The organism is Ruegeria sp. I1 (assembly GCF_056532675.1).
In genome coordinates this window covers 1-20183 of the sequence record NZ_JBQFNM010000003.1, presented here as the reverse complement: position 1 = coordinate 20183, position 20183 = coordinate 1, and the positions used below count along the sequence as shown (strand labels likewise).

The 20183-nt window shown below is 53.2% G+C and carries 17 protein-coding genes and 1 pseudogene; 13 read left to right on the top strand and 5 right to left on the bottom strand.

What is annotated here, in order from left to right:
• Positions 1–183: 183 nt before the first annotated feature.
• Complete coding sequence (locus tag ACR0DH_RS06800) at positions 184–1254, top strand: DUF2793 domain-containing protein (protein WP_480547931.1); 1071 nt, start codon at positions 184–186, stop codon at positions 1252–1254.
• A 497-nt stretch (positions 1255–1751) separates the two neighbouring features.
• The gene (locus ACR0DH_RS06795; protein WP_480547930.1) at positions 1752–3056 is read left to right on the top strand and encodes a UDP-glucose dehydrogenase family protein; all 1305 of its coding nucleotides are present in this window, start codon (positions 1752–1754) and stop codon (positions 3054–3056) included.
• 18 nt (positions 3057–3074) lie between these two features.
• On the opposite strand, the gene ACR0DH_RS06790 is transcribed toward ACR0DH_RS06795, so the two are convergent.
• From ACR0DH_RS06790 to ACR0DH_RS06775, 4 genes are all read right to left on the bottom strand, one after another.
• Positions 3075–3944 carry a phytanoyl-CoA dioxygenase family protein gene (locus ACR0DH_RS06790; RefSeq protein ID WP_480547929.1) on the bottom strand — a complete coding sequence of 290 codons (870 nt, stop codon included), beginning with the start codon at positions 3942–3944 and terminating at the stop codon, positions 3075–3077.
• 207 nt (positions 3945–4151) lie between these two features.
• Positions 4152–5231 (bottom strand): helix-turn-helix domain-containing protein, encoded by a 1080-nt coding sequence (locus ACR0DH_RS06785; protein WP_480547928.1) that lies wholly within the window; start codon positions 5229–5231, stop codon positions 4152–4154.
• Between the two features lie 45 nt (positions 5232–5276).
• Complete coding sequence (locus ACR0DH_RS06780; protein WP_480547927.1) at positions 5277–6023, bottom strand: anti-sigma factor; 747 nt, start codon at positions 6021–6023, stop codon at positions 5277–5279.
• On the bottom strand, positions 6020–6586 hold the full coding sequence (locus ACR0DH_RS06775; protein ID WP_480544112.1) for an RNA polymerase sigma factor: 567 nt from the start codon (positions 6584–6586) through the stop codon (positions 6020–6022). Before ACR0DH_RS06775 ends, ACR0DH_RS06780 begins: the two co-directional genes overlap by 4 nt.
• A gap of 54 nt (positions 6587–6640) precedes the next feature.
• On the opposite strand from ACR0DH_RS06775, the gene ACR0DH_RS06770 reads away from it, so the two are divergent.
• Both ACR0DH_RS06770 and ACR0DH_RS06765 read left to right on the top strand, forming a co-directional pair.
• Positions 6641–7585: a c-type cytochrome gene (locus tag ACR0DH_RS06770; RefSeq protein WP_480547926.1), complete on the top strand. Its 945-nt coding sequence runs from the start codon at positions 6641–6643 to the stop codon at positions 7583–7585.
• A 407-nt stretch (positions 7586–7992) separates the two neighbouring features.
• Complete coding sequence (locus ACR0DH_RS06765; RefSeq protein WP_480881635.1) at positions 7993–11478, top strand: M10 family metallopeptidase C-terminal domain-containing protein; 3486 nt, start codon at positions 7993–7995, stop codon at positions 11476–11478.
• Positions 11479–11635: 157 nt separating this feature from the next.
• Here ACR0DH_RS06765 and ACR0DH_RS06760 read toward each other — a convergent pair whose 3' ends face one another.
• Positions 11636–12358, bottom strand: a complete 723-nt coding sequence (locus ACR0DH_RS06760; protein WP_480547924.1) for a hypothetical protein — start codon at positions 12356–12358, stop codon at positions 11636–11638.
• Between the two features lie 233 nt (positions 12359–12591).
• Between ACR0DH_RS06760 and ACR0DH_RS06755 the strand changes: the two genes are divergently transcribed.
• The 9 genes and pseudogenes from ACR0DH_RS06755 to ACR0DH_RS06715 form a co-directional block, all read left to right on the top strand.
• The gene (locus ACR0DH_RS06755; RefSeq protein ID WP_480545492.1) at positions 12592–13638 is read left to right on the top strand and encodes a Gfo/Idh/MocA family protein; all 1047 of its coding nucleotides are present in this window, start codon (positions 12592–12594) and stop codon (positions 13636–13638) included.
• Positions 13635–14618, top strand: coding sequence for a class I SAM-dependent methyltransferase (locus ACR0DH_RS06750; RefSeq protein ID WP_480547923.1), 984 nt, complete (start codon positions 13635–13637; stop codon positions 14616–14618). The genes ACR0DH_RS06755 and ACR0DH_RS06750 overlap by 4 nt, the downstream gene beginning before the upstream one ends.
• A gap of 27 nt (positions 14619–14645) precedes the next feature.
• Positions 14646–15272 carry an SIS domain-containing protein gene (locus ACR0DH_RS06745; RefSeq protein ID WP_480545496.1) on the top strand — a complete coding sequence of 209 codons (627 nt, stop codon included), beginning with the start codon at positions 14646–14648 and terminating at the stop codon, positions 15270–15272.
• 2 nt (positions 15273–15274) lie between these two features.
• A complete protein-coding gene (locus tag ACR0DH_RS06740) occupies positions 15275–16072 on the top strand; it encodes an inositol monophosphatase family protein (RefSeq protein ID WP_480545498.1) in 798 nt (265 codons plus the stop codon).
• A gap of 14 nt (positions 16073–16086) precedes the next feature.
• Complete coding sequence (locus ACR0DH_RS06735; protein ID WP_480545500.1) at positions 16087–16764, top strand: acylneuraminate cytidylyltransferase family protein; 678 nt, start codon at positions 16087–16089, stop codon at positions 16762–16764.
• Positions 16765–16774: 10 nt separating this feature from the next.
• Positions 16775–17695 (top strand): phosphoglycerate dehydrogenase, encoded by a 921-nt coding sequence (locus ACR0DH_RS06730; RefSeq protein ID WP_480545502.1) that lies wholly within the window; start codon positions 16775–16777, stop codon positions 17693–17695.
• Positions 17696–17755: 60 nt separating this feature from the next.
• Positions 17756–18655 (top strand): SMP-30/gluconolactonase/LRE family protein, encoded by a 900-nt coding sequence (locus ACR0DH_RS06725; RefSeq protein ID WP_480545504.1) that lies wholly within the window; start codon positions 17756–17758, stop codon positions 18653–18655.
• Between the two features lie 100 nt (positions 18656–18755).
• Complete coding sequence (locus tag ACR0DH_RS06720; protein WP_480547922.1) at positions 18756–19514, top strand: TylF/MycF/NovP-related O-methyltransferase; 759 nt, start codon at positions 18756–18758, stop codon at positions 19512–19514.
• Between the two features lie 203 nt (positions 19515–19717).
• A pseudogene (locus ACR0DH_RS06715) lies at positions 19718–20183 on the top strand (transposase); the annotation flags it as partial.

The window sequence follows — 20183 nt, the reverse complement described above, 5'->3', positions numbered from 1 at the left end:
CGTCTGCAACCTCTGTTTCGTGAACGTGCTGCGCCATATCGTACTATTGTCCATGTTTTGGAAACAAAGACCTAACATTGGGTAAATCGGGCGATCTGCCCGGTCAGAAGGGATTCATGCGCAATACGGCAGGGTGGCGCGCAACAGAAATGTCTGACCGACAGCTACAGGAGGACGCGCCCCGTGTCACAAAACTCACCCCGATTGAACCTTCCTTTCCTGCAACCCTCTCAGGCGCAGAAACACGTCACCCATAACGAGGCACTGCGCCGTCTGGATCTAGTGTTGCAACTGACTGTCGCCTCGACCGATGCAGCTACGCCACCCGCTGTGCCGGAACAGGGTGAGATACACGCCTTGGGCGCAACCCCAACAGGCGATTGGGCTGGTCACGGCGGAGAGTTGGCAGCCTGGCTGGACAATAGCTGGCATTTCGTCACGCCAAACACAGGTTGGCGCGCCTGGGACTTGGCGGCTGACCTGCAGAAGGTCTGGGATGGTGGGGCTTGGATCACCCCTCCGATCCCGACGCAGAATCTGGATGGGGTGGGTGTGGGCACCAGCTCTGATGCTAACAACCGCCTGTCCGTCCGCAGCCCGGCTACATTGCTGAGCCACGATGGTGGTGGTCATCAGTTGAAAATCAACAAATCCGGTGCCTCAGACACCGCATCGCTGCTATTTCAGTCCAACTGGACCGGCCATGCCGAGATGGGATTGAACGGTAGCACGGGTTTCTCGATTAAGGTTTCCCCGGATGGCGGCAGCTGGACGGATGCGCTGAGCATTGACCCCGCCACCGGCACCGCCACAGGCGCGGCGGTCCAGACCAGTGCGGACGACACAACCGCCGGACGCCTTATGCGCGCCGATTATGGCTATAGTCCGGGCAATTTGTTGGGGACTGTTTCCGAGGTTTCGGGCACCCCGACAGGGGCCGTGATCGAACGGGGCAGCACCGCAAATGGCGACTACATCCGCTTTGCAGATGGCACGCAAATCTGTACCGCCGCCTTACCCGCAACGGATTGCACAACTGCCGAAGGTGCGCTGTTTTCAAGTGCCGTTGCCACCTGGGCCTTTCCTGCCACATTCGCAGATACCCCTGCCCTCAGCGGTAGCGGCGGGGCCACAGCGCGCTTTGTCGGGTTTGATGCGCCGTCCACATCTCAGGTCAGCTACAAGGTGCTGTCGGCCGCCTCTGACGCTTCGACACTATCACCGACGGTTACCGCCATAGGCCGCTGGTTCTGATTGAAGTAGCTGGCGCGCAGGCCAGATAAGCAAGCGCAAACGCCAGTGTATTGGCCCGTCTAAGATCAAACGGACAAGGCACCGCTGCCGGGCTGCGCCTTGTCCGGTAGCCGTAGCAGAACGATTCGCTGCAGGTCAGCAATGTCCGCCAGATTGCGATAATACACGCAGAGATTTGGGTTTGTTTCGCGTGCTTCCCAAGATATCTAGCGCAAGCGGTTCGTGCCTAACGAAGGCGCGCGCTGCTTGAAACCATGAACTCATGCTTCTGATCCAATAGGAATTCGGCCAGATTGGCCCCACTCTTTCCAAGTTTCCGCTAATCAGCGCAGACGGTTGGGTGTGGCCTACGGGGTCGCATCGTCTGATTCCGTCTCAAAAATCAGCAAGAAACTGTGTAATGCAGGGGCAGGACTGAGTCAGGCATTGAAACCCTTCGCAGTTTCTTTGATTGTATGCGCGCCGCAGGCGGTAATTGGTGAGAAGGATTTTTAAGAATGCGTATTGCGATGATCGGCACTGGCTATGTGGGCCTGGTGTCGGGCGTGTGTTTCTCGGATTTTGGCCATGACGTGATCTGCGTCGACAAGGCCGAAGCAAAGATCGACATGTTAAAGGCCGGCGACGTTCCGATTTATGAGCCGGGCCTTGATGTGTTGATGTCCAAGAACGTGGCCGCTGGGCGGTTGAGCTTTACCACCGATTTGGCTGCCGCCGTCGATGGTGCAGATGCGGTGTTCATCGCCGTGGGCACGCCGACACGGCGCGGCGATGGTCATGCGGATCTGACCTACGTGATGGCCGCAGCGGAAGAGATCGCGCAGGCCGTGACAGGTTACACCGTCATTGTCACCAAATCGACCGTACCAGTCGGCACAAACCGCAAGGTGCATTCGGTTGTTTCAGCAGCCAATCCCGATGCGGATTTCGATGTCGCTTCGAACCCGGAATTTCTGCGCGAAGGCGCGGCGATTGACGATTTCATGCGCCCAGACCGCGTTGTGGTTGGCGTTGAGAGCGACCGCGCGGCTGAGGTAATGGCCGAAATCTACCGCCCGCTCTATCTGCGTGACTTCCCGATCCTGACCACCGATCTGGAAAGCGCTGAGATGATCAAATACGCAGCCAACGCGTTTCTGGCGACCAAGATCACCTTCATCAACGAAATCGCGGGCCTTTGCGAACGGGTCGGCGGCGACGTGAAAGAGGTCGCGCGTGGCATTGGTCTGGATGGTCGTATCGGCAACAAATTCCTGCATGCCGGTCCGGGCTACGGCGGGTCGTGCTTTCCCAAAGATACCGCCGCGCTGGCGCGGATCGGTCAAGAGCATGCGTATCCGATGCAGATCACCGAAACCGTCATTCGCGTGAATGATGAGATCAAAAAGCGCATGATCGAGAAAATCCGCGAAGCCTGTAGCGACAGTTTCAACGGTAAAACCGTTGCGATGCTGGGTGTGACGTTCAAGCCCAACACCGATGACATGCGCGATGCGCCATCGCTAACCATCGTTCCTGCCCTGATCGGCGGTGGGGCCAAAGTGCGTGTGGTGGACCCGCAGGGTAAATCCGAAGGTGAAGCGCTGTTGCCCGGTGTTGAATGGTCTGATGATCCCTATGCCGCCGCTAAAGGCGCCGACGTGGTCGTACTGCTCACGGAATGGAATGAGTTCCGGGCGCTGAATCTAACGGACCTAGCAGAAGCGATGAACACACCCCACATGGTCGATCTGCGCAATATCTATACTGAAAGCAAAGCGCTGAAATCTGGCTTTGAGACCTATGTAGGTGTCGGGCGCTAAGCGCCTGACCCTTCTAGCTTACATCTTGGTATAAAGCGGAACGGAGCTGTCCGCCCCTTCGGCCAACGCTTTGCTTTGGTCCAACCGCACTTGTTCATACAGCGCCAGAGCTTCGGGCGAGAACAGCGCGTCCGGGGCTTGGACGGGTACGAAGTTGCTGTGCGCATCCGACCCCCGTGCCAACATGGCATAGTCACGATCTGCCACCAGTTGCTGTGCTCCGGGGCTGAGATAGCGGATCGCCAACCCGATCCGTCGGTCATCTGACGCGTTTGGGCCCGAGCCATGGATTGTCAGCCCGTGATGCAATGACATCTGGCCGGGTTTCAGTTCGATATGAGTTTTCTCGTCCTCAGAAACGTCGACGGCCACCTCTTGACCGCGCGACAACAGGTTTGTCTCGGAATAGGTGTCGGTATGCGGCAGGATCGGGTTCTTGTGGCTAGTGCGGACAAAATCCATGCACCCGCTTTGAACGGTGGCGGGTGACAGCGCGATCCAGGCCGTCACCTGATCAGGCGTTTCGCCCATGCCCCAATAGGTCAGGTCCTGATGCATGCCAACCGTTTGCTTGGTCTTTGGTTCCTTGATAAAAAATTCGGCGGACCAGATCATGATATCTGGGCCCAGAACACCTTCGACCGCGTCCAGAATGCGCCTGTCTTGTGCGATCCGGGCTGCAAGGGGAATCACCAAATGGGCGTTGACCCGCTTATAGGTGTTCAGCGGCAATGGCAGGTCTGCTTCCAGCCAGTCTTTCTCGATCTGTTCCAGTTCTGCGCGGAACTCTGCAGCTTCGTTTTCGGAAAAGACAGAAAGAGGGAACAGAAAGCCATCCTGCCAATACCGTTCAGACTGTTCTTGGGTCAGTTCATGCGCGTTTGACATCTAGGCACCTGTCGCTGTGTTTCGAAAGAAGCCACGCTGGGACATGGCCCAAAACAGTGCTTCTTGACTGTAAGGCTACGTTTGGTTTGGCCCATATGCCTAGCACTTCAGCGACATTAGTTTGGCTGTAACAACCACGTGCTTAGAACCGAAACTGTCTTTGTCACGGCGCGCAGTGGCCGCTTTCCGGCAGGAGTGGCTGTTGGATCACAGAGCCGCTGTCCAGACGCGATACCGCCCCTGCCCTGTCACTTCGCGCAGCAAGCCGCGACGACTGAACCGGTCGATATTGCGTTGTACTGTAGCACGCGACGCTTTTGTGAGTTCCTCGGCCAACGGGGCCGAAACCATAGGCCATGCAGTCAGGACATCAATCAACAGAGGCGGGGTGCGACCGGATAAACCTTCTGTGGCTTCGCGGGCTCGCACCTCCCACGCATTGACGCGATCGAGATGCAGCAACGCGGCCAGGGCCGCCTGCCCTGCCCCGGTGATCCATGCCGCGAGTTTCTCTTCGGGTTCGCCCATCCCGCGCAGCGCGCCGGGCCCGGATAAGGCCAGCGGCATGAACATGGCCCCGCCACGACCCATTGAGGCTGCATGGCGTGCGGCGATAATCGCAGCTTCGGTATCCTGTCCGATCCCGTCCGAGACGGCGCGCCAGGCGTGAAAGGCAATCGCGGCCTGTGTCACCGGATGCAAGCCTTCCACATTGCCCATGACCTCGGCCAAATCGGCCACGGCCTCGGGTACTTCTTCGATCCCCTGCGCCATTCGGTCCAGAAATGCGCCTAACCCGGCCTGCCATCCACCAACCGACGGACCCGCGCCCGAAGTCAGGCGGCGCACGGCCCACCCCGCCCGGTACAGGGCTTGTGCGTCATCGCTGGTCGCCCCAATGCGCAAGCCTGTCCACAGGGCTAGTCGGTCCACCCCGATCCGGTCGCCCGTCCACCAGCCCAGATCCGAGACGTCCATCAATGCCAGACGGTGGGTCCACCCATCGGGTCCCGCCCGCAAGCGTTCATCCAGCGCGCCAAAGGTCAGGGCCAGATCGGCCAACTCTGCGGACAGTGTAGCCTGGGCGGCCCGCCAATCGCGCGGGTCGAACAAAACCCGATTGTCCTGCCGGGGGCCGGGAGGCAGAAAATCCTCTGCTGCGTCCTCATCCTCAGGAGGGAGAAACCAAAGGTCATCCTCGTCGGATGGATCAGAGTCATAGATGCTTGGCGGTGTGGCCTCTTCGACCTCTTCCTCGGGCAGCGGTATGACAGACTTGGACTTCATGCCCGCATTCTTTGGGCATTTCGGGCGGTTCACAAGTGGATTTTTCTAACCCGTAAATGTCTGGGACAGAACATCCAGTTCACCGGTCAGATCGGTTTGTGGATTGCTGCCCAAAAGCATGTAGCCATATCCATCCTGAGCCCATGTCACCGTGGCCAAACCGCTTAGCACCGCCGATTTGGCTGGTTTGTTCGCGGCGTCAGGTCCTTGCCGGATCACGCAAAAGGCCACTGGTTGCCCTTGTTCATCTGCAAACACGATCTGGATCAGCGGCTTACCCTTGAACGATAAAACCTGCGCCCGCCTCAACTCAAGCCCCGGCAACGCCTCCAACGTATCTCGATTCAACGAACGGCCTAGTTGTTCTTCGGCCATTGCAAACTGCTTGTCCAAAGTTTCGGTCGACGCATCCAGCGGAGCGATTGTGTCGGGCACATAGAGTGACTGATAAATCGCGGCCTGTTGCGCCCAGCCCAACGGTGCGGGTCGCATGGTCCACCAGGTCGCAGATGCGGCGATAATCGCAACACTGGCCGCAACAGCGGCAAGCCGCGTCAAACCCATACCAGCAGGCCCGGAGGTTTGAGCGGCGAGCTCAGGAAGAACAACTTCGGGCGCTTGCGCGGGAATGGCTTCGAAAACCCCCTGCACCATACTGGCAAACGGGTCCAGCGCCATCACACGCTGTTCAAGCTCTGGGTCCGCCTCGACCGCCTGCTCGATCTGACGGGCCTCGGCCTCTTCTAAATTGCCTTCCAGATACGCCAGAAGCGTCTCGTCGGAAAACGTCATTTGCCACTCCGTTGTGCGGCGTTTGCCGCATCTTGCTGCATTACGGTTTTCAGTTTTTGCCGGGCGCTGGACAGCCGACTCATGATTGTGCCGATGGGAACCTCCAGCAACGCGGCGGCCTCGCGGTAGCTGTAGCCTTCGACAAACACCAGCATGACCGTTTCCCGCTGCGCTTCTGGCAGTTGCATCACTTGGGTAAACACTTCAGTGGCGAAAATATTCGTTTCTGAATCCGGACCTGTTGCAACCAGTTCGGATTCGGGCGTTACCGACAGCGCCTGTGCCTTGCGTACAGCGCGAGATCGGATCTCGTTCAACCAGATTGATCGGCAGATTGTCATTAGCCACGAATCCAGTCGATCGTGCGATGTCACCTGATGATGACGCTCAAGCGCGCGCAGGCATGTGGCTTGAACCAGATCATCGGCCACGTCCGACGCACCCGACAGCGCCAAAGCAAAACGCCAGACGCGTTTGGAATGCGTCTGCACTGCGGTTCTGACCGCCTGTTCCGAGCTTATTTCACCCGCCATCGAATAAAATACGACCTGTGTGTGTTTCATGTTCACGGACCGAGCCCGCGCGCTCAGGACTGGCATAACCCGAGGAGGAATGAAATGAAACATCTGATACATGCGGTCACGATCGCGTCGGCAATTATTGCAGGCCCTGCCCTGGCCGAAGGCTGGACTTTGGTTCCAGACGGCTCGCACCTCGCTTATGGTAGCATCAAGAAAGACAGCGTGGGTGAGGTCAACAGTTTCACCTCACTGAGTGGGACGGTTAACCCAGACGGCCAGGCAATGATTGAAATTGATCTGTCTTCGGTCGAGACCAATATCGATATCCGCAATGAACGCATGTTCGAATACGTCTTCCGCAAAGCGGGCACTGCGACATTGACGGCTGAGATCGACATAAGCGAATTGAGCGCGCTTGAGGTCGGGCAAACCGCAACGGTTGATAGCGAAGCGGTGCTTTCCCTGGCTGGTGCAGATGTTGAATTTGACGCTGAACTGTTCGTGGCTCGCCTGTCGGAAAAGTCGGTTTTGGTTACAACCAATGATATGGTCTTTATCAGCACCGAAGATGCTGGTGTGAATGCCGGGGTCGACAAGTTGATGGAACTGGCCGAGCTGCCAGGTATCACCCGCACCGTCCCTGTCACCGCGCGGCTTATGTTCGAACTGGAGGGTGAACAGGCGAGTGTGGCACCCGAGGCTGCAACCGAGGTAGCCGCAGTGGCCGTGGACGGAGATGCTAAGGCTGGTAAGAAAGTCTTTCGTAAATGCAGCGCCTGCCACAAGTTGAAAGAAGGGCGCAACGGTGTTGGTCCGACACTGTTTGGTATTCTGGGGGCGCAGGCAGGACAGGTCGAAGGATTCAAATATTCGGCGGCACTTAAGGACTCTGGTATCACATGGGACATCCAAACGCTCTCTGGGTTCCTTGCCGATCCACGCGGCACGGTTCCAGGCAACAAGATGCAATTCCCGGGCCTAAAGAAGGACGAAGACATCGTGAACCTGCTGGCCTATTTGCTGGAAGAAGCGCAAGGCTGAGTGCTCTCGGGCCAACCATCAATCGGTTGGCTAAACTTTGCTGACGAGCCTGCGAAATGTGCGTGTCGGAGCGGGAATTAAACCCGTTCTAGGCCTCAGGCTGAACGAATAAATCAATCATAATAGTTATTTTGCGACAGAATATTGCGCATTGCTTCGGTTCGTCGCGGATTGTGATGGGGATTAGCTTTCCTCAGGACGCATCGCCTCATATTGTCATAATTTAGTCAACTTTAGGACCCACTCATTTGCATTGATCTGGGCAGTCCAAAGCAACCGGTGCGTGCGTGCAACATCTCGTACACGCGTATCCGTATTCTGGTTGTTGCGAATGGACCATGTAGGGTCCAGAAGTTAATCATTGGAAAACAGAATTAATTTTCGATTTTATCAAGGGTCACTGCGGAATGTCAGCAAGCGCACACAATCAGATCGCCGACTATTTGGTATATGGCGAGGACAGTCGGCCTCGAAAGTGGGATTCCAATACAATCACGGTCAACTATTCGCGTGTCGACCCCAGTGTCCAATGGATGGTTCAACTGGCACTGGATACTTGGGAATCTGTCACAGGGATCGACTTTCAGCTAAGCAGCAGCTCCAGGCCTGATATTCTATTTTACGACGATTTCAGTGGGGCTTATTCGCAATATGGCTGGTACAATAGCAGCACATTGCGCGATATGGCCTATGCTGATGTGAACGTAAGTACGAATTGGATCGCAAACTACGGGATCGGTGTCGACACATATTCGTTTCAGACCTACTTGCACGAAATTGGACATGCCATAGGGCTTGGCCACCCCGGTCCCTATAACGGCGCTGGTGTAACTTTTGGAAACAGTGCGATCTTCCCAAATGACAGCTGGCAGGCCTCTGTCATGTCATATTTTTCTCAAGGCGAGAATCCGAATGTAAACGCGTCAGACGCGCTTGTGATCACTCCGATGATCGCGGATGTGCTGGCCATGTGGGAGCTTTACGGCAAGCCCAACGATCTAAGGACCAGTAACACTACTTATGGCGTGGGGTCGAATGCTGGCGGAGTTTACGATCAGATCGCTTCCCTCGGCTACCGCGTCGCCTTCAACATTGTCGATGATGGTGGCTGGGACATAGTCAACTTCGCTAATGATACAAGAAACCAATACGTCAACCTGAACGCAGAGACCTATTCGAACGTTTATGGGCTGATCGGCAATATGGCGATTATGCGCGATACGATTATCGAACAGTATATCGCGGGTAGTGGAAACGACACCATCATTGGCAACACTGCGCAGAACACCATTAGCGGGAATGGCGGGAACGATACCATCCGCTCGTCCTCTAACGGGTCCAACAACAACAAGATCTTCGGTGGCAGCGGCAATGATGTCATTCATGTCGCTAATGGCCAAGGTGAAGATACGGTCTACGGTGATGCGGGCAATGACATGGCCATCGTGACCAACAACTCTGGCTCGTTTTCGGGTGGATCTGGCACAGATACAGTCCGCTTCATCAGCGGTTTGGAAAAGTACCTGTTCTTGAACAACGGTGGTCAATACGAGTTCCTGAACGTTCTTACACGCCAGACATTCACTGTAATGAATGATGTGGAACTGTTTTGGTTTCTGAATGGTGCCTATCGATACAACCTTTCGCAACTGACTTCGGCCACGCAGATCACGACAATCGAGTCCGCGGGCACGATCCTTCAACATGCAGAGCAGGGCTTCTATCTGGTTGGAGGTCCAACGACCAATATCGCCGTTACCCTGAATGGGAATGTTGTAGGTGAAGACACTATCGACGGCTGGACTGCGATCAACGTTCAAGCGCAGATCTTTGGTGGTTACCGTCTGATGTGGAAGAATGACGACGGAGAGTTCTTCGAATGGATACTCGACAGCCAAGGTGCGCAAATCAATGGTGCGCTGGTCACGAATATTGTGGATAGCGAAGAGTACTATGGTGCTGACTTTAACGGCGATGGTACAATTGGGCATACAACAAGTGTCGTCGAAAACACAGGTAGCAACACGCTTACAACGACGACAGAAGGCCCTAATGGTACGATTTATCTGATTGATGGTTCGACACAAATCAAACTTAACAACATAGCGATGGGGCCGGACTCTCTTAGCGACTGGAGCGCAATACATGCCGAAGCCGATGGCGGCGGATATCGCGTGTTGTGGGAAAATGTTGATGGAAGCTACTTCGAATGGATTCTCGACAGCCAAGGTGAACAAACTGGCGGCACGCTCGTCGACAACGTTGTCGACCTTGAGCAGTTCTACGGGTTCGACCTGAACAATGATGGCACAATTGGACACATCACTAATTCAGTAGAAAGCACCGGATCAACCACGCTGGCGACTTCGACTCAGGGGTCGTCGGGCGTAACGTATCTAATCGATGGGACAACAGAGATATTCCTGAATGGCGAGGCCATGGGGCCTGGTTCTCTGGCGGGCTGGAGTGCGATCCACGCGGAAGCAGATGGCGGCGGATATCGCGTTCTGTGGAAACATGACGATGGTCGCTACTTCGAATGGGTTCTAAATGGCCAGGGCGAACAAATCAGCGGCGTGCTAGTCGAAAATATTGTGGATATTGAACAGTTCTATGGTGTCGATCTGAACAATGACAGCACTGTTGGTCATACGACATCTGCAATCGAAACAGACGGATCGACCAATCTCGAGCTATCGACGCGCGGTGTTTATCTGATCAACGGAACTACCGAAATTACCCTTCGGGGCGAAGCCATGGGGCCAGGTTCTTTGGCTGGCTGGAATGCAGTTCAGGCTGAAGCCGATGGCGGCGGATATCGTGTACTTTGGAAACACGATGATGGGCGCTATTTTGAATGGGTGCTTGATAGTCAGGGTGAGCAAATCAGCGGTTCTGCTATCGACAATGTTGTCGACGTTGAGCAGTTCTATGATGCTGACCTGAACGATGACGCTAGCGTGGGTCATACGACATCTTCAGTCGAAGCGGACGGATCGACGACGCTGTCGATTTCGACACAGGGCTCGCCTGGCCTGACTTATCTAATCAATGGCGCTACCGAAATCACTCTTCGGGGTGAAGCCATGGGGCCAGAATCGTTGGCGGGCTGGAGTGCAGTCCAAGCCGAGGCCGTTGGTGGTGGCTATCGCGTACTATGGAAGCATGACGATGGCCGGTATTTCGAATGGGTGCTTGATAGTCGGGGCGAGCAAATCAGCGGCTCTCTTGTCGACAACGTTGTGGATCTTGAACAGTTCTATGATGCCGATCTGAACAATGATGCGACTGTTGGGCATACGACCTCTTCGATCGAAACAGACGGATCGACCAATCTCGAGTTGTCGACGCGTGGCGTCTATCTCATTAACGGAACTACCGAGATTACTCTTCGGGGTGAGGCGATGGGACCAGACTCTCTGGCTGGCTGGAGTGCCGTCCATGTCGAAGCAAGCGGTGGTGGTTACCGTCTGCTTTGGAAACACGACGACGGCAGGTATTTTGAATGGGTCTTGGACAGCCAGGGCGCTCAACTGAGCGGAGCGCTGATCAACGATGTCAAAACCGTCGAGACCTTCTATGGCGCTGATATTGATGAAGATACCTATATTGGCCCGGTTATAAATAATATCCCTTTGTCGCTGTCAGCAAATCAGAATCCAGCACCTGAGTTCGCCCAGACGTTTGCACTCGCATTGAGTGAAGATGACTTTGCCTTTTCAGCAGATATTGCTCTGGTCGCGGGCAGCAGTTTCGAAGATCATCAGTATAACCTGTTGGGAACCCGAGACGCATCAGACTCGGTCGTCGGAGAGAATTCAGCTGTGGTGCAGGAGCTAGACACCGAGATCGCTTTGCAATCACTTCTGGAAGATGACGTATTCATGCTCTAGGCAAAAGCTCAATCAGTACAAAATACCTCGTTCCCCTCTAAGGGACCGGAGTGTTCTTTGGTTGAATACACCCTGCCCCAAACTGGACAACACTAAGAAGTCTCTATGCACTCAAGTGGGTGTGGCAATGCATCAGGTGAGACTAAGAAACAGACATCTATTCGAAGCGGACGCTCACATCCCATGATCGCGCCTTAACCCGCACAACATCATCGGGTCCGACTGGAACCGCTGGGCTCAGCCCCCCGGTGGCAATCCATTGGCCGGATTTGAGCGACACGCCATAGCGAAGTGCAAGACGTAAAAACTCATCCGCCGCCCCCAATGGCCCACCGACTAGATTGTGCGATCCCCCTTGAACAATTTGACTACTGTTCAGTGATGCCTCAGAGGTGAACTCCTGTTCCAAAGCTGCCTTATTGAATTCTTCAACGCCCGCTATCCAAAGCGCCCCTGCCCCTGCTCGATCCACGATCTGGCCAAAAAGGCTTGGTTTCAATGCCTCTGGAAGCACACTCGCCGGGATTTCAAAGCCAATGCCCATACGAGAAAATGAGATCTGCTGATCGGATCGATCCGGAACCGCCAGCTCAAGCATGATTTCGGGCTCGGCGAGTGGTGCGTTCAGCCGATTCAATGGGATAGCATTATCGCCGAAATGGACTTCGTTCTGGCCTAGCGGCCCAAAAAAGCTCTCGGTGTTTTTGAATACATTCCGCGACCAAGGGTTGGCTCCTCCGATCTTCCATGCGGCCACGTTGGGGACTTGCGACAAACCTATTTCATAGGCCTTTGTGATTTTGGTCGGTAAATCGTCGCTATTCAGGTCGGCCGCTCGACCTTCGTCCCTGGCTTGCGCCAGTTTCTCTAGTAGTATCATCGCGCTATTTTTTTAGTCCCTAAGATGTGTACCAAACTCTATCTCTCATTAGCGCTGGCAGCGTTTTGTTAAAATGCAGAATCCAATGGCACGCGAATTCTGGCCTAGAGGAATAGTATCGGCTTGCACCCAAAACGGTGATAGCTATGTTACCGAGAACTTGAGACTCTAGGCTATTGCGCCGTCTGACGGTCATGCAGACAGCATGCTGACCAGAAAAGAGAAAACAGACTATGACTCTGCGCGTGGCCATTATCGGATATGGGAAGATGGGCAGGATTCGCCACGAGGCGATGAACCGCCATGGCGGCTTCGACGTCGTAGTTGCCTGTGATACAGCAATAGATCCTGCTGCAAGTATTCCGATGGTCACAGATCCATTGGCGGTGTACGATCATAACCCGGATGTCATCGTGTGTAGCGTCCCCAATCTCATGATCCCAGACGTCGTCTGTGAGGCCCTATCCCGAGGCAAGCACGTGTTCTCTGAGAAACCACCAGGGCGCAATTCAGGCGATGTGCAGCGTATGATTGCCGCTGAGAAAGCCTCGATGGACCGTGTGCTAAAGTTCGGTTTCAACCATCGTACGCATGATGCAATTGAAGAAGCCAAAACGCTGATTGATGCAGGGACCATGGGTGAACTCTACTTTATGAGGGGTGTCTACGGCAAAGCTGGAGGTCCTGACTACGCGCAAAACTGGCGGAATGATCCTGCCTTGTCGGGTGGAGGAATCTTGATCGATCAAGGCATTCATATGCTTGATCTGTTCCTGATGTTTGCTGGAAAGTTTCGCGATGTGCGCAGCTTTGTCCAGCGTAATTTTTGGACTGATACGCCAGTTGAAGACAACGCTTTTGCACTAATGAAAACGCAAAGCGGTGTGGTGGCATCTGTCCATTCCTCGGCGACACAATGGCAGCATACGTTTCGCCTGGAGCTCTATCTGCGCAACGGTTTTATCTCGGTTGACGGTATTCTTTCCGCCTCCGGCAGTTATGGAACCGAAGTCTTGACCGTTGCACTCAACCGACTGGACAAAGGCGGTAACCCTATCCCGAACCCCGAGAGCCAGGAATTGCGCTTTACCGAAGACCGGTCCTGGGACAAAGAGATTGCCGAGTTCTACGATACAATCGTCGAAGGCAAGCCACTGCAGTGCGGCACTTCGCAGCAAGCGCTGGATGTCATGGAATTGGTTGAAGAAATCTATGCTGCTGATTCTGATTGGTTGCAGGAACTCAAGGGGCGCGCCTTTCAATCAGATCAGGTCTCATGACCATGCAAACACCAGTATTTCTTGATCACTTACCCGATATCGATTCAATTGCCGGCGAAAAGCCTGCCAGATACCGCCTTGTTCGAAACAAGGCACTGCTTGATCTGATGCTGGACGATAGAGCGATATGGACTAACCGTACAAGTTGCCCAGCTTGCGGATCTGCAGCTTGTAAAAGCCGCAACTTTTCTCAGACGCTTCTCGAGTCTCTGCGCTGTACGGAATGCAATACGATTTATGCTCAACGTGTGCCGGAACAGCATGTGTTGGACACTCTAAGGCTTGAAGTGATTGAAACGCAAAACAATGAGAAGCTGAACCCGGACCGAGAATTTGAATTCACTTCTTTGTTGAATTGGGTCAGCCTCACGGAAGCGCGTCTGAAGAAAAAGCTCGATGTTGTGACTGATATCAGATTTGCGTCACAGGCATTGGACTGGCCGGAGACAACAGAACGACTAAGCCACAACCGACGGTGGGAGTTTCTACCCCTGACGCCTGAGACAATCGATTTTGATCACATTCGGCAACAACTGGTTCGGATCGCACCGAAGGCCGTTCTCATTCCTGCTGAACTTGATCGTGTGGCTGATCCAGAGGCCCTGATGAAAACCATCAAGCAATCAGTGGCCCCAGGCACAATCATTTTCATCGCTAGTTCCTGTGCTGATGGGCTAGAGTATGAAATACTGGGTGCGGACTCTCCTAGCTTCATTCCTCTTGACCGGCTGACTGTGTTTTCGATCAAGGGATTTCAGCTTTTGTGCGAGCGTCTCGGTTTTGACGTGCTCGAAGTCTCAACCCCAGGGCGATTGGATGCGGTGATCTTGGATCGATACTTCACAACAACTGAGAACGCGGATATGCCATTCTGGTCCAGTTTTTTCCGTGAGGCAGACAAAAATAGGCTGCGCGACCTTCAGATTCTGTTACAGCGCAGCCTAAAGTCCGGCGTTCTGAGATTTGTTCTGGAAGCTTGAACACCCTCTTCTAAGGATGAACTATCTATGCAAGACCATTTCCCCAGTACAGATTTTGAATCATGCGAGGGTTTTGCCGGCGCATATTTTGCGACGTTCGCCGAAGCTACCAAATCGAGTAACCTGAGCGCACTAGACGAAGTTGCGCTGGCTCTGACAGATACGATAAACGCAGGTAAGTTTATCTATATCTGCGGAAATGGCGGATCGGCAGGTATCGCTAATCATTCGTTGTGCGATTTCCTAAAATGCGTGCGCACGGATACTGATCTGATGCCGCGTTTTATGTCTTTATCGGCGCATACCGAAATGAACTCGGCCCTGGCGAATGACATTTCATATGATCAGGTCTTTGCCTATCAGTTGCAGTCTATGGCCCGCCCCGGCGACCTACTCTGGACGGTAAGCTCATCTGGTGACAGCGAGAACATTGTGCAGGCCCTAGAGGCGGCTAAATCGATTGGTTTAAAAACCATTTCCTTCACAGGATTTTCTGGTGGACGATCAAGATCGCTGGCGGACATCAACGCTCATGTGAATGCGAATAACTACGGTATCGTAGAAGATATCCACATGGCCTTCATCCACATTCTGACTCAGTATTTGCGCATGTCAAATATGGACAAATCCCTGATTAGAAATCGTAAATTCTAATTATGGAAGCTGCGTCCTTCCCTTCTGAACTTCGCGCTAGCCTGTGTTCTGCCTTACCTGTTTGGGTGAGCGATGTATTTACTCGACAGGCGGATGTTCGAGCAAAGGGGAACGATGGGTTGGACCTTGTGACAAGCCTGGATTTCGAGATGCAAGCCAAGCTTGAGCGCGAACTTCAAGCTTTGCTGCCAGGGTCCACCGTGGTGGGAGAAGAAGACTATAAACCACACAGCAACTCTGGACCAGTTTGGCTGGTAGACCCCCTAGACGGGACAGTCAATTTTGTAGCCAATCTGCCGGTTTTCAGCGTTGCTGTTATTCTGTTAATTGACGGTGTTCCCATTCTGGCCGCAGTACATGATATCCCACATGGCGATACATTTTCCGCACAGAAAGGCAATGGCGCCTTTCTGAATGGAACATCGCTGATGCCGCATTCGCACAAAGCGAAGCTGGCTATCGTGTCGTCGGGCCTGATAAGAGATCTTTCCGAAACCTGCCCCGAGGTGTTGGGTGAGTTACTTTCTCAACATAAGCTTCGAAATTTTGGCAGTCAGGCGCTTCACCTATGTTATGCGGCTTCAGGTAAAGTATGTCTTGTAGCCAGTCGCGAAGCTAAAGCTTGGGATGACATGGCTGGTGCGCTGATCGCAAACGAAGCAGGGCTACAATACGGTAGCTACCAGACACAGAGTGAAGCTGCAGCGTTCGATCAGGACCAAAGAAGCCTCTGCTGCGCGCCGGAGCTTTTTCACACCTACCAATCTCTTTTTGCCCGCAGCCTGCCTGTATTGGACTAGAACAGGACACGAATATGAAAACAGTTGCCATGATCCCGGCCCGCATGGGCAGTCAGCGCCTAAAGAAAAAGAACCTTGCACCACTCGCTGGGCAACCCTTGATCACGCATGCAATAGAAAAATGTAAGGCAGCAGGCTGCTTTGATGCGGTTTATGTCAACTCAGAAAATGTCGAGTTTGCCCAGATCGCCGATGAGTATGGTGCCAAATTCTACCAACGTCCGGCAGAGTTAGGGAACTCGGTCGCTACATCCGAACAATTTGTCTACGATTTTCTGCGAAATGTAGACTGTGATCTATTGATCCAGGTACATTCTATCGCACCGCTTTTGACAGCAGGCGAGGTCAAGGATTTTGCCGAGGCGTTTATAGCGTCAGATGCAGATGTGATGTTGTCTTGTATCGAGGACCAGATTGAGGTCGCCTACAAGGATCAACCGATCAACTTTACATTTACTGAAAAGACCAACTCGCAGGATCTCGTGCCGACCCAGCGTGTGACATGGTCGATCACCGGTTGGCGCGCAAAACCATATGTAGATGCGGTCGAAGCTGGCCGAATTGGAACCTACAACGGCAAGATTCAATTCTATCCAGTCGGGGCAATATCAGGCCATGTGATCAAAACTCAGGAAGACCTTGATATCGCTGAGGCGCTGTTGGGTGTTCTGAGCAAGCACAAAACTGTCTAGGGGTCTGACGATGCAGGTACTGGTATCCAATATCATGATGATCAATGAAAAAGATCGATTTGATGCGGTGTTGAAGCAAAACGGCCTGGTCCCAATCTGGCCCAAAGTAAACCAGTTTATGTCAGAGTCTCAGTGCCTGGATTTTGCTGGGCAGATTGATGGATGGCTTGCTGGCGATGACCAGATAACTGAAGCAGTTCTTTTGGCCTGCTTGCCACGGCTCAAGGTGATCTCGAAATGGGGTACTGGAGTTGACAGTATCGATCTGATGGCTGCTGAGCGTCTGGGTGTGCCTATCTGCAACTCCCCAGGTGCATTCCGGGATGCGGTAAGCGAGTATGCAATTGGCTTGCTTTTGGCAGCGACACGTCGCCTAGCCCGTACTGATCGCATGATACGTAAGGGCGAATGGCCCAAGGGACGCTTTCCGGGCATGACTGGCAAGACAATGGGAATTGTAGGCTATGGTGCGATTGGACAAGGAGTGGGTCAACGGGCTCGCGGCCTTGGGATGGCTGTCGTTGCGCATGACCCAAACATAAAAGAGTCGCCAGATGGGACTCAGATTATTTCGTTCGCTGACCTTTTGGATCAAGCTGATGTGATCTGTCTCTGTTGCAACCAAACGCCTCAGAACTATCACCTGATTAATGCGGAAACGCTGCAGAAAGCCCGCGACCAGGTGATCATATGCAACGTGGCTCGGGGAGGTCTTGTCGATGAACAGGCTTTGATCGATGCTCTGAATAGCGGCAAGGTTGCAGCTGCCGCTTTGGATGTCTTTGAAAAAGAACCCCTGCCAGTTGATCATCCGCTCCTTGGCTTTGAAAATGTCGCCGTTTCCAGTCACAACGCAAACAGCACTGTTCAGGCGATAGAATATGTGCACGACAACACTCTAAAGAACCTCTTCCAACACTTGGGTGTGTGACGCCTGGCTTTGTATTCGAGTTACTTTACCTGACACCCTGTGATCTGAGGCTATGATATCATGCAAAAGACAGCTCAGATATTTGACGATCGCGTCTGTTTATTGGGCGAAGGCCCGTTCTGGCATCCTGAACGCCAACAGCTGTATTGGTTTGATATCTTAAACTGCCAACTTTTGTCGCGTGATGGTGAAACAGTTTTATCTTGGCAATTTGATAGGAATGTCAGCGCAGCGGGTTGGATTGATCAGGATAGTCTTCTGATCGCAAGTGAAACGGGCTTGAGCCGGTTCAACCTTGAGACGGGTTTAGAAATCATGTTGTGTCCAATCGAAGCGGACAACATGGCGACGCGATCGAATGATGGCCGCGCAGACCCTTGGGGGGGGTTTTGGGTTGGAACCATGAGCAAAACCGGGGAGCTATATCAGGGCGCGTTGTATCGATGGATGCCGGGCGCCGACGGCCAAAACGAGTTGCGCGTGTTGGAACAGGGGATGACCACACCCAACGCAATTTGCTTCGATCCAGACCGCAATCTGGCCTATTATGCTGATACAAAAGAGCGGAGAATCTGGAAAATGGCCGTCGATCCAAACTCTGGGTGGCCGCTTGGAGCGAAAACTGTTTTTGTCGATCTTAATGCGACCGAAACCACTCCGGAATACAAGCCAGATGGGGCTGTTACTGACATCGAAGGGTGCGTATGGGTTGCCCAATGGGGCTCAGCGCGCGTCGCACGCTACAGCCCGGATGGTGAATTTCTGTCTTCTGTGACCTTTCCAACCGGACATACATCGTGCCCGGCTTTTGGGGGTGCGGAAGCGCAAACCCTTTTTGTGACGACTGCACGTCAGAAACTACCCGAAACACGACCAGACTGGTTTGAAACGGCTGGATGTACTTTTTGTACAACTGCAAAAGTGGTTGGGCGTAAAGAACCTAGGATCAAACTTGTCTAAGCAATGAACAGGAACACTATAGCTCTTTGCATGAATTAGTGCTTTAGAGTCATGCAATCTAACGGGCGGTAGTTTGGAATTTGGAAGGAACAAAGAGTTCATGTTCAGAAGGCTAAGAAAAATTGAAAAGAAACTGGATGTAACGATCCAAAAACTGTCAAGCATAACTCAAAACACATCCCGACCTTATCCTGTTACCCCTCCACCCCCAAAAGTAAGTGGTTGGCTTGACACACCCCCAAACAGTAATCTGGCACTATTTAAAGCCATATCCGAGAAGGCCTTAGAACGTACTGTAGCGATCGTTCAAAAAGAAATGCCTGATGCGATGGTTTTCATTGAGACAGATGATTTTTTGAAATACACGCTTGAAAAAGCAGATCTTCAGGGCGCCCATGCTGAATTTGGTGTGTATTCAGGGCGTACAATTAATCTGTTCGCAAAAGAACGTCCCGACGTAGTTTTCGACGGTTTTGATAGCTTCGAAGGACTACCTGAAGAGTGGGTTGGATGGCAGCCATTTGACTTTGATCGCAAGGGCTCGTTCCCCGAGGTTGAGCACAATGTAAAACTTCATAAAGGGTGGTTCTCGGAAACACTTCCAGACTATGCAGCGAAAATCGATGCGTTGAGCTTTATGCATGTTGATTGCGATATCTACAGCTCGACGAAGACAATTTTTGATACGTTGAAGAAGCAGATCCGACCTGGTTGCGTCATCGTTTTTGATGAATACTTCTGTTACCCAAACTTTGAAAAACATGAGAGGCTCGCGTTTTCAGAGTTTTTGGATGACACTGGTTACAAGGCAAACTGGATTGCAGTATGCGGACAGCGAGCTGCATGTATAATCAGCTAGTTTGTGACCTGCTCCCCTGAAAGGACCACGACATTAAGCTAGCTCGTTCTCCAACTCGAACCAAAAAATATTCGCTAGCCCAGCGAGAACTCGATCAGTATCCGGCTGGGCTAGCTACGAGAGCATAGATTAGTCAGTCAGGTTAGGTGATCCTCCCCCACTGAAGTGGTCTTCCGCTATGTTTAGGAAAACGGAGGAGACACATGGCCAACAAGCGACCAAAGCCGGAAGAGATTGTCACGAAGTTACGGCAGGTTGAGGTTCTGACGGGGCAAGGGATGCCGCGTCTGGATGCGATCCGCCAGATTGGTGTGACTGAACAAACATTCTACCGCTGGAAGAAGAAATACGGTGGAATGGGCACGGACCAATTGAAGGAACTGAAGCGCCTGCAGAAAGAGAACGAGCGGCTAAGAAGAGCCGTATCGGATCTGACGCTGGACAAACTGATCTTGGCGGAGGCAGCAAAGGGAAACTTTTAAGCCCCGCTCGCCGCCGAGCTTGCATTGACCGTGTTCGTGCTGAGCTGAATGTCTCGGAGCGTCGCGCTTGCCGCGTTCTAAGACAACACCGATCCACGCAACGCAAAATGCCCGTGGGGCGTTCTGACGAAGAGCGTCTTATCGCAGATATGATCGAGCTGGTTCGGCAATATGGGCGGTACGGCTA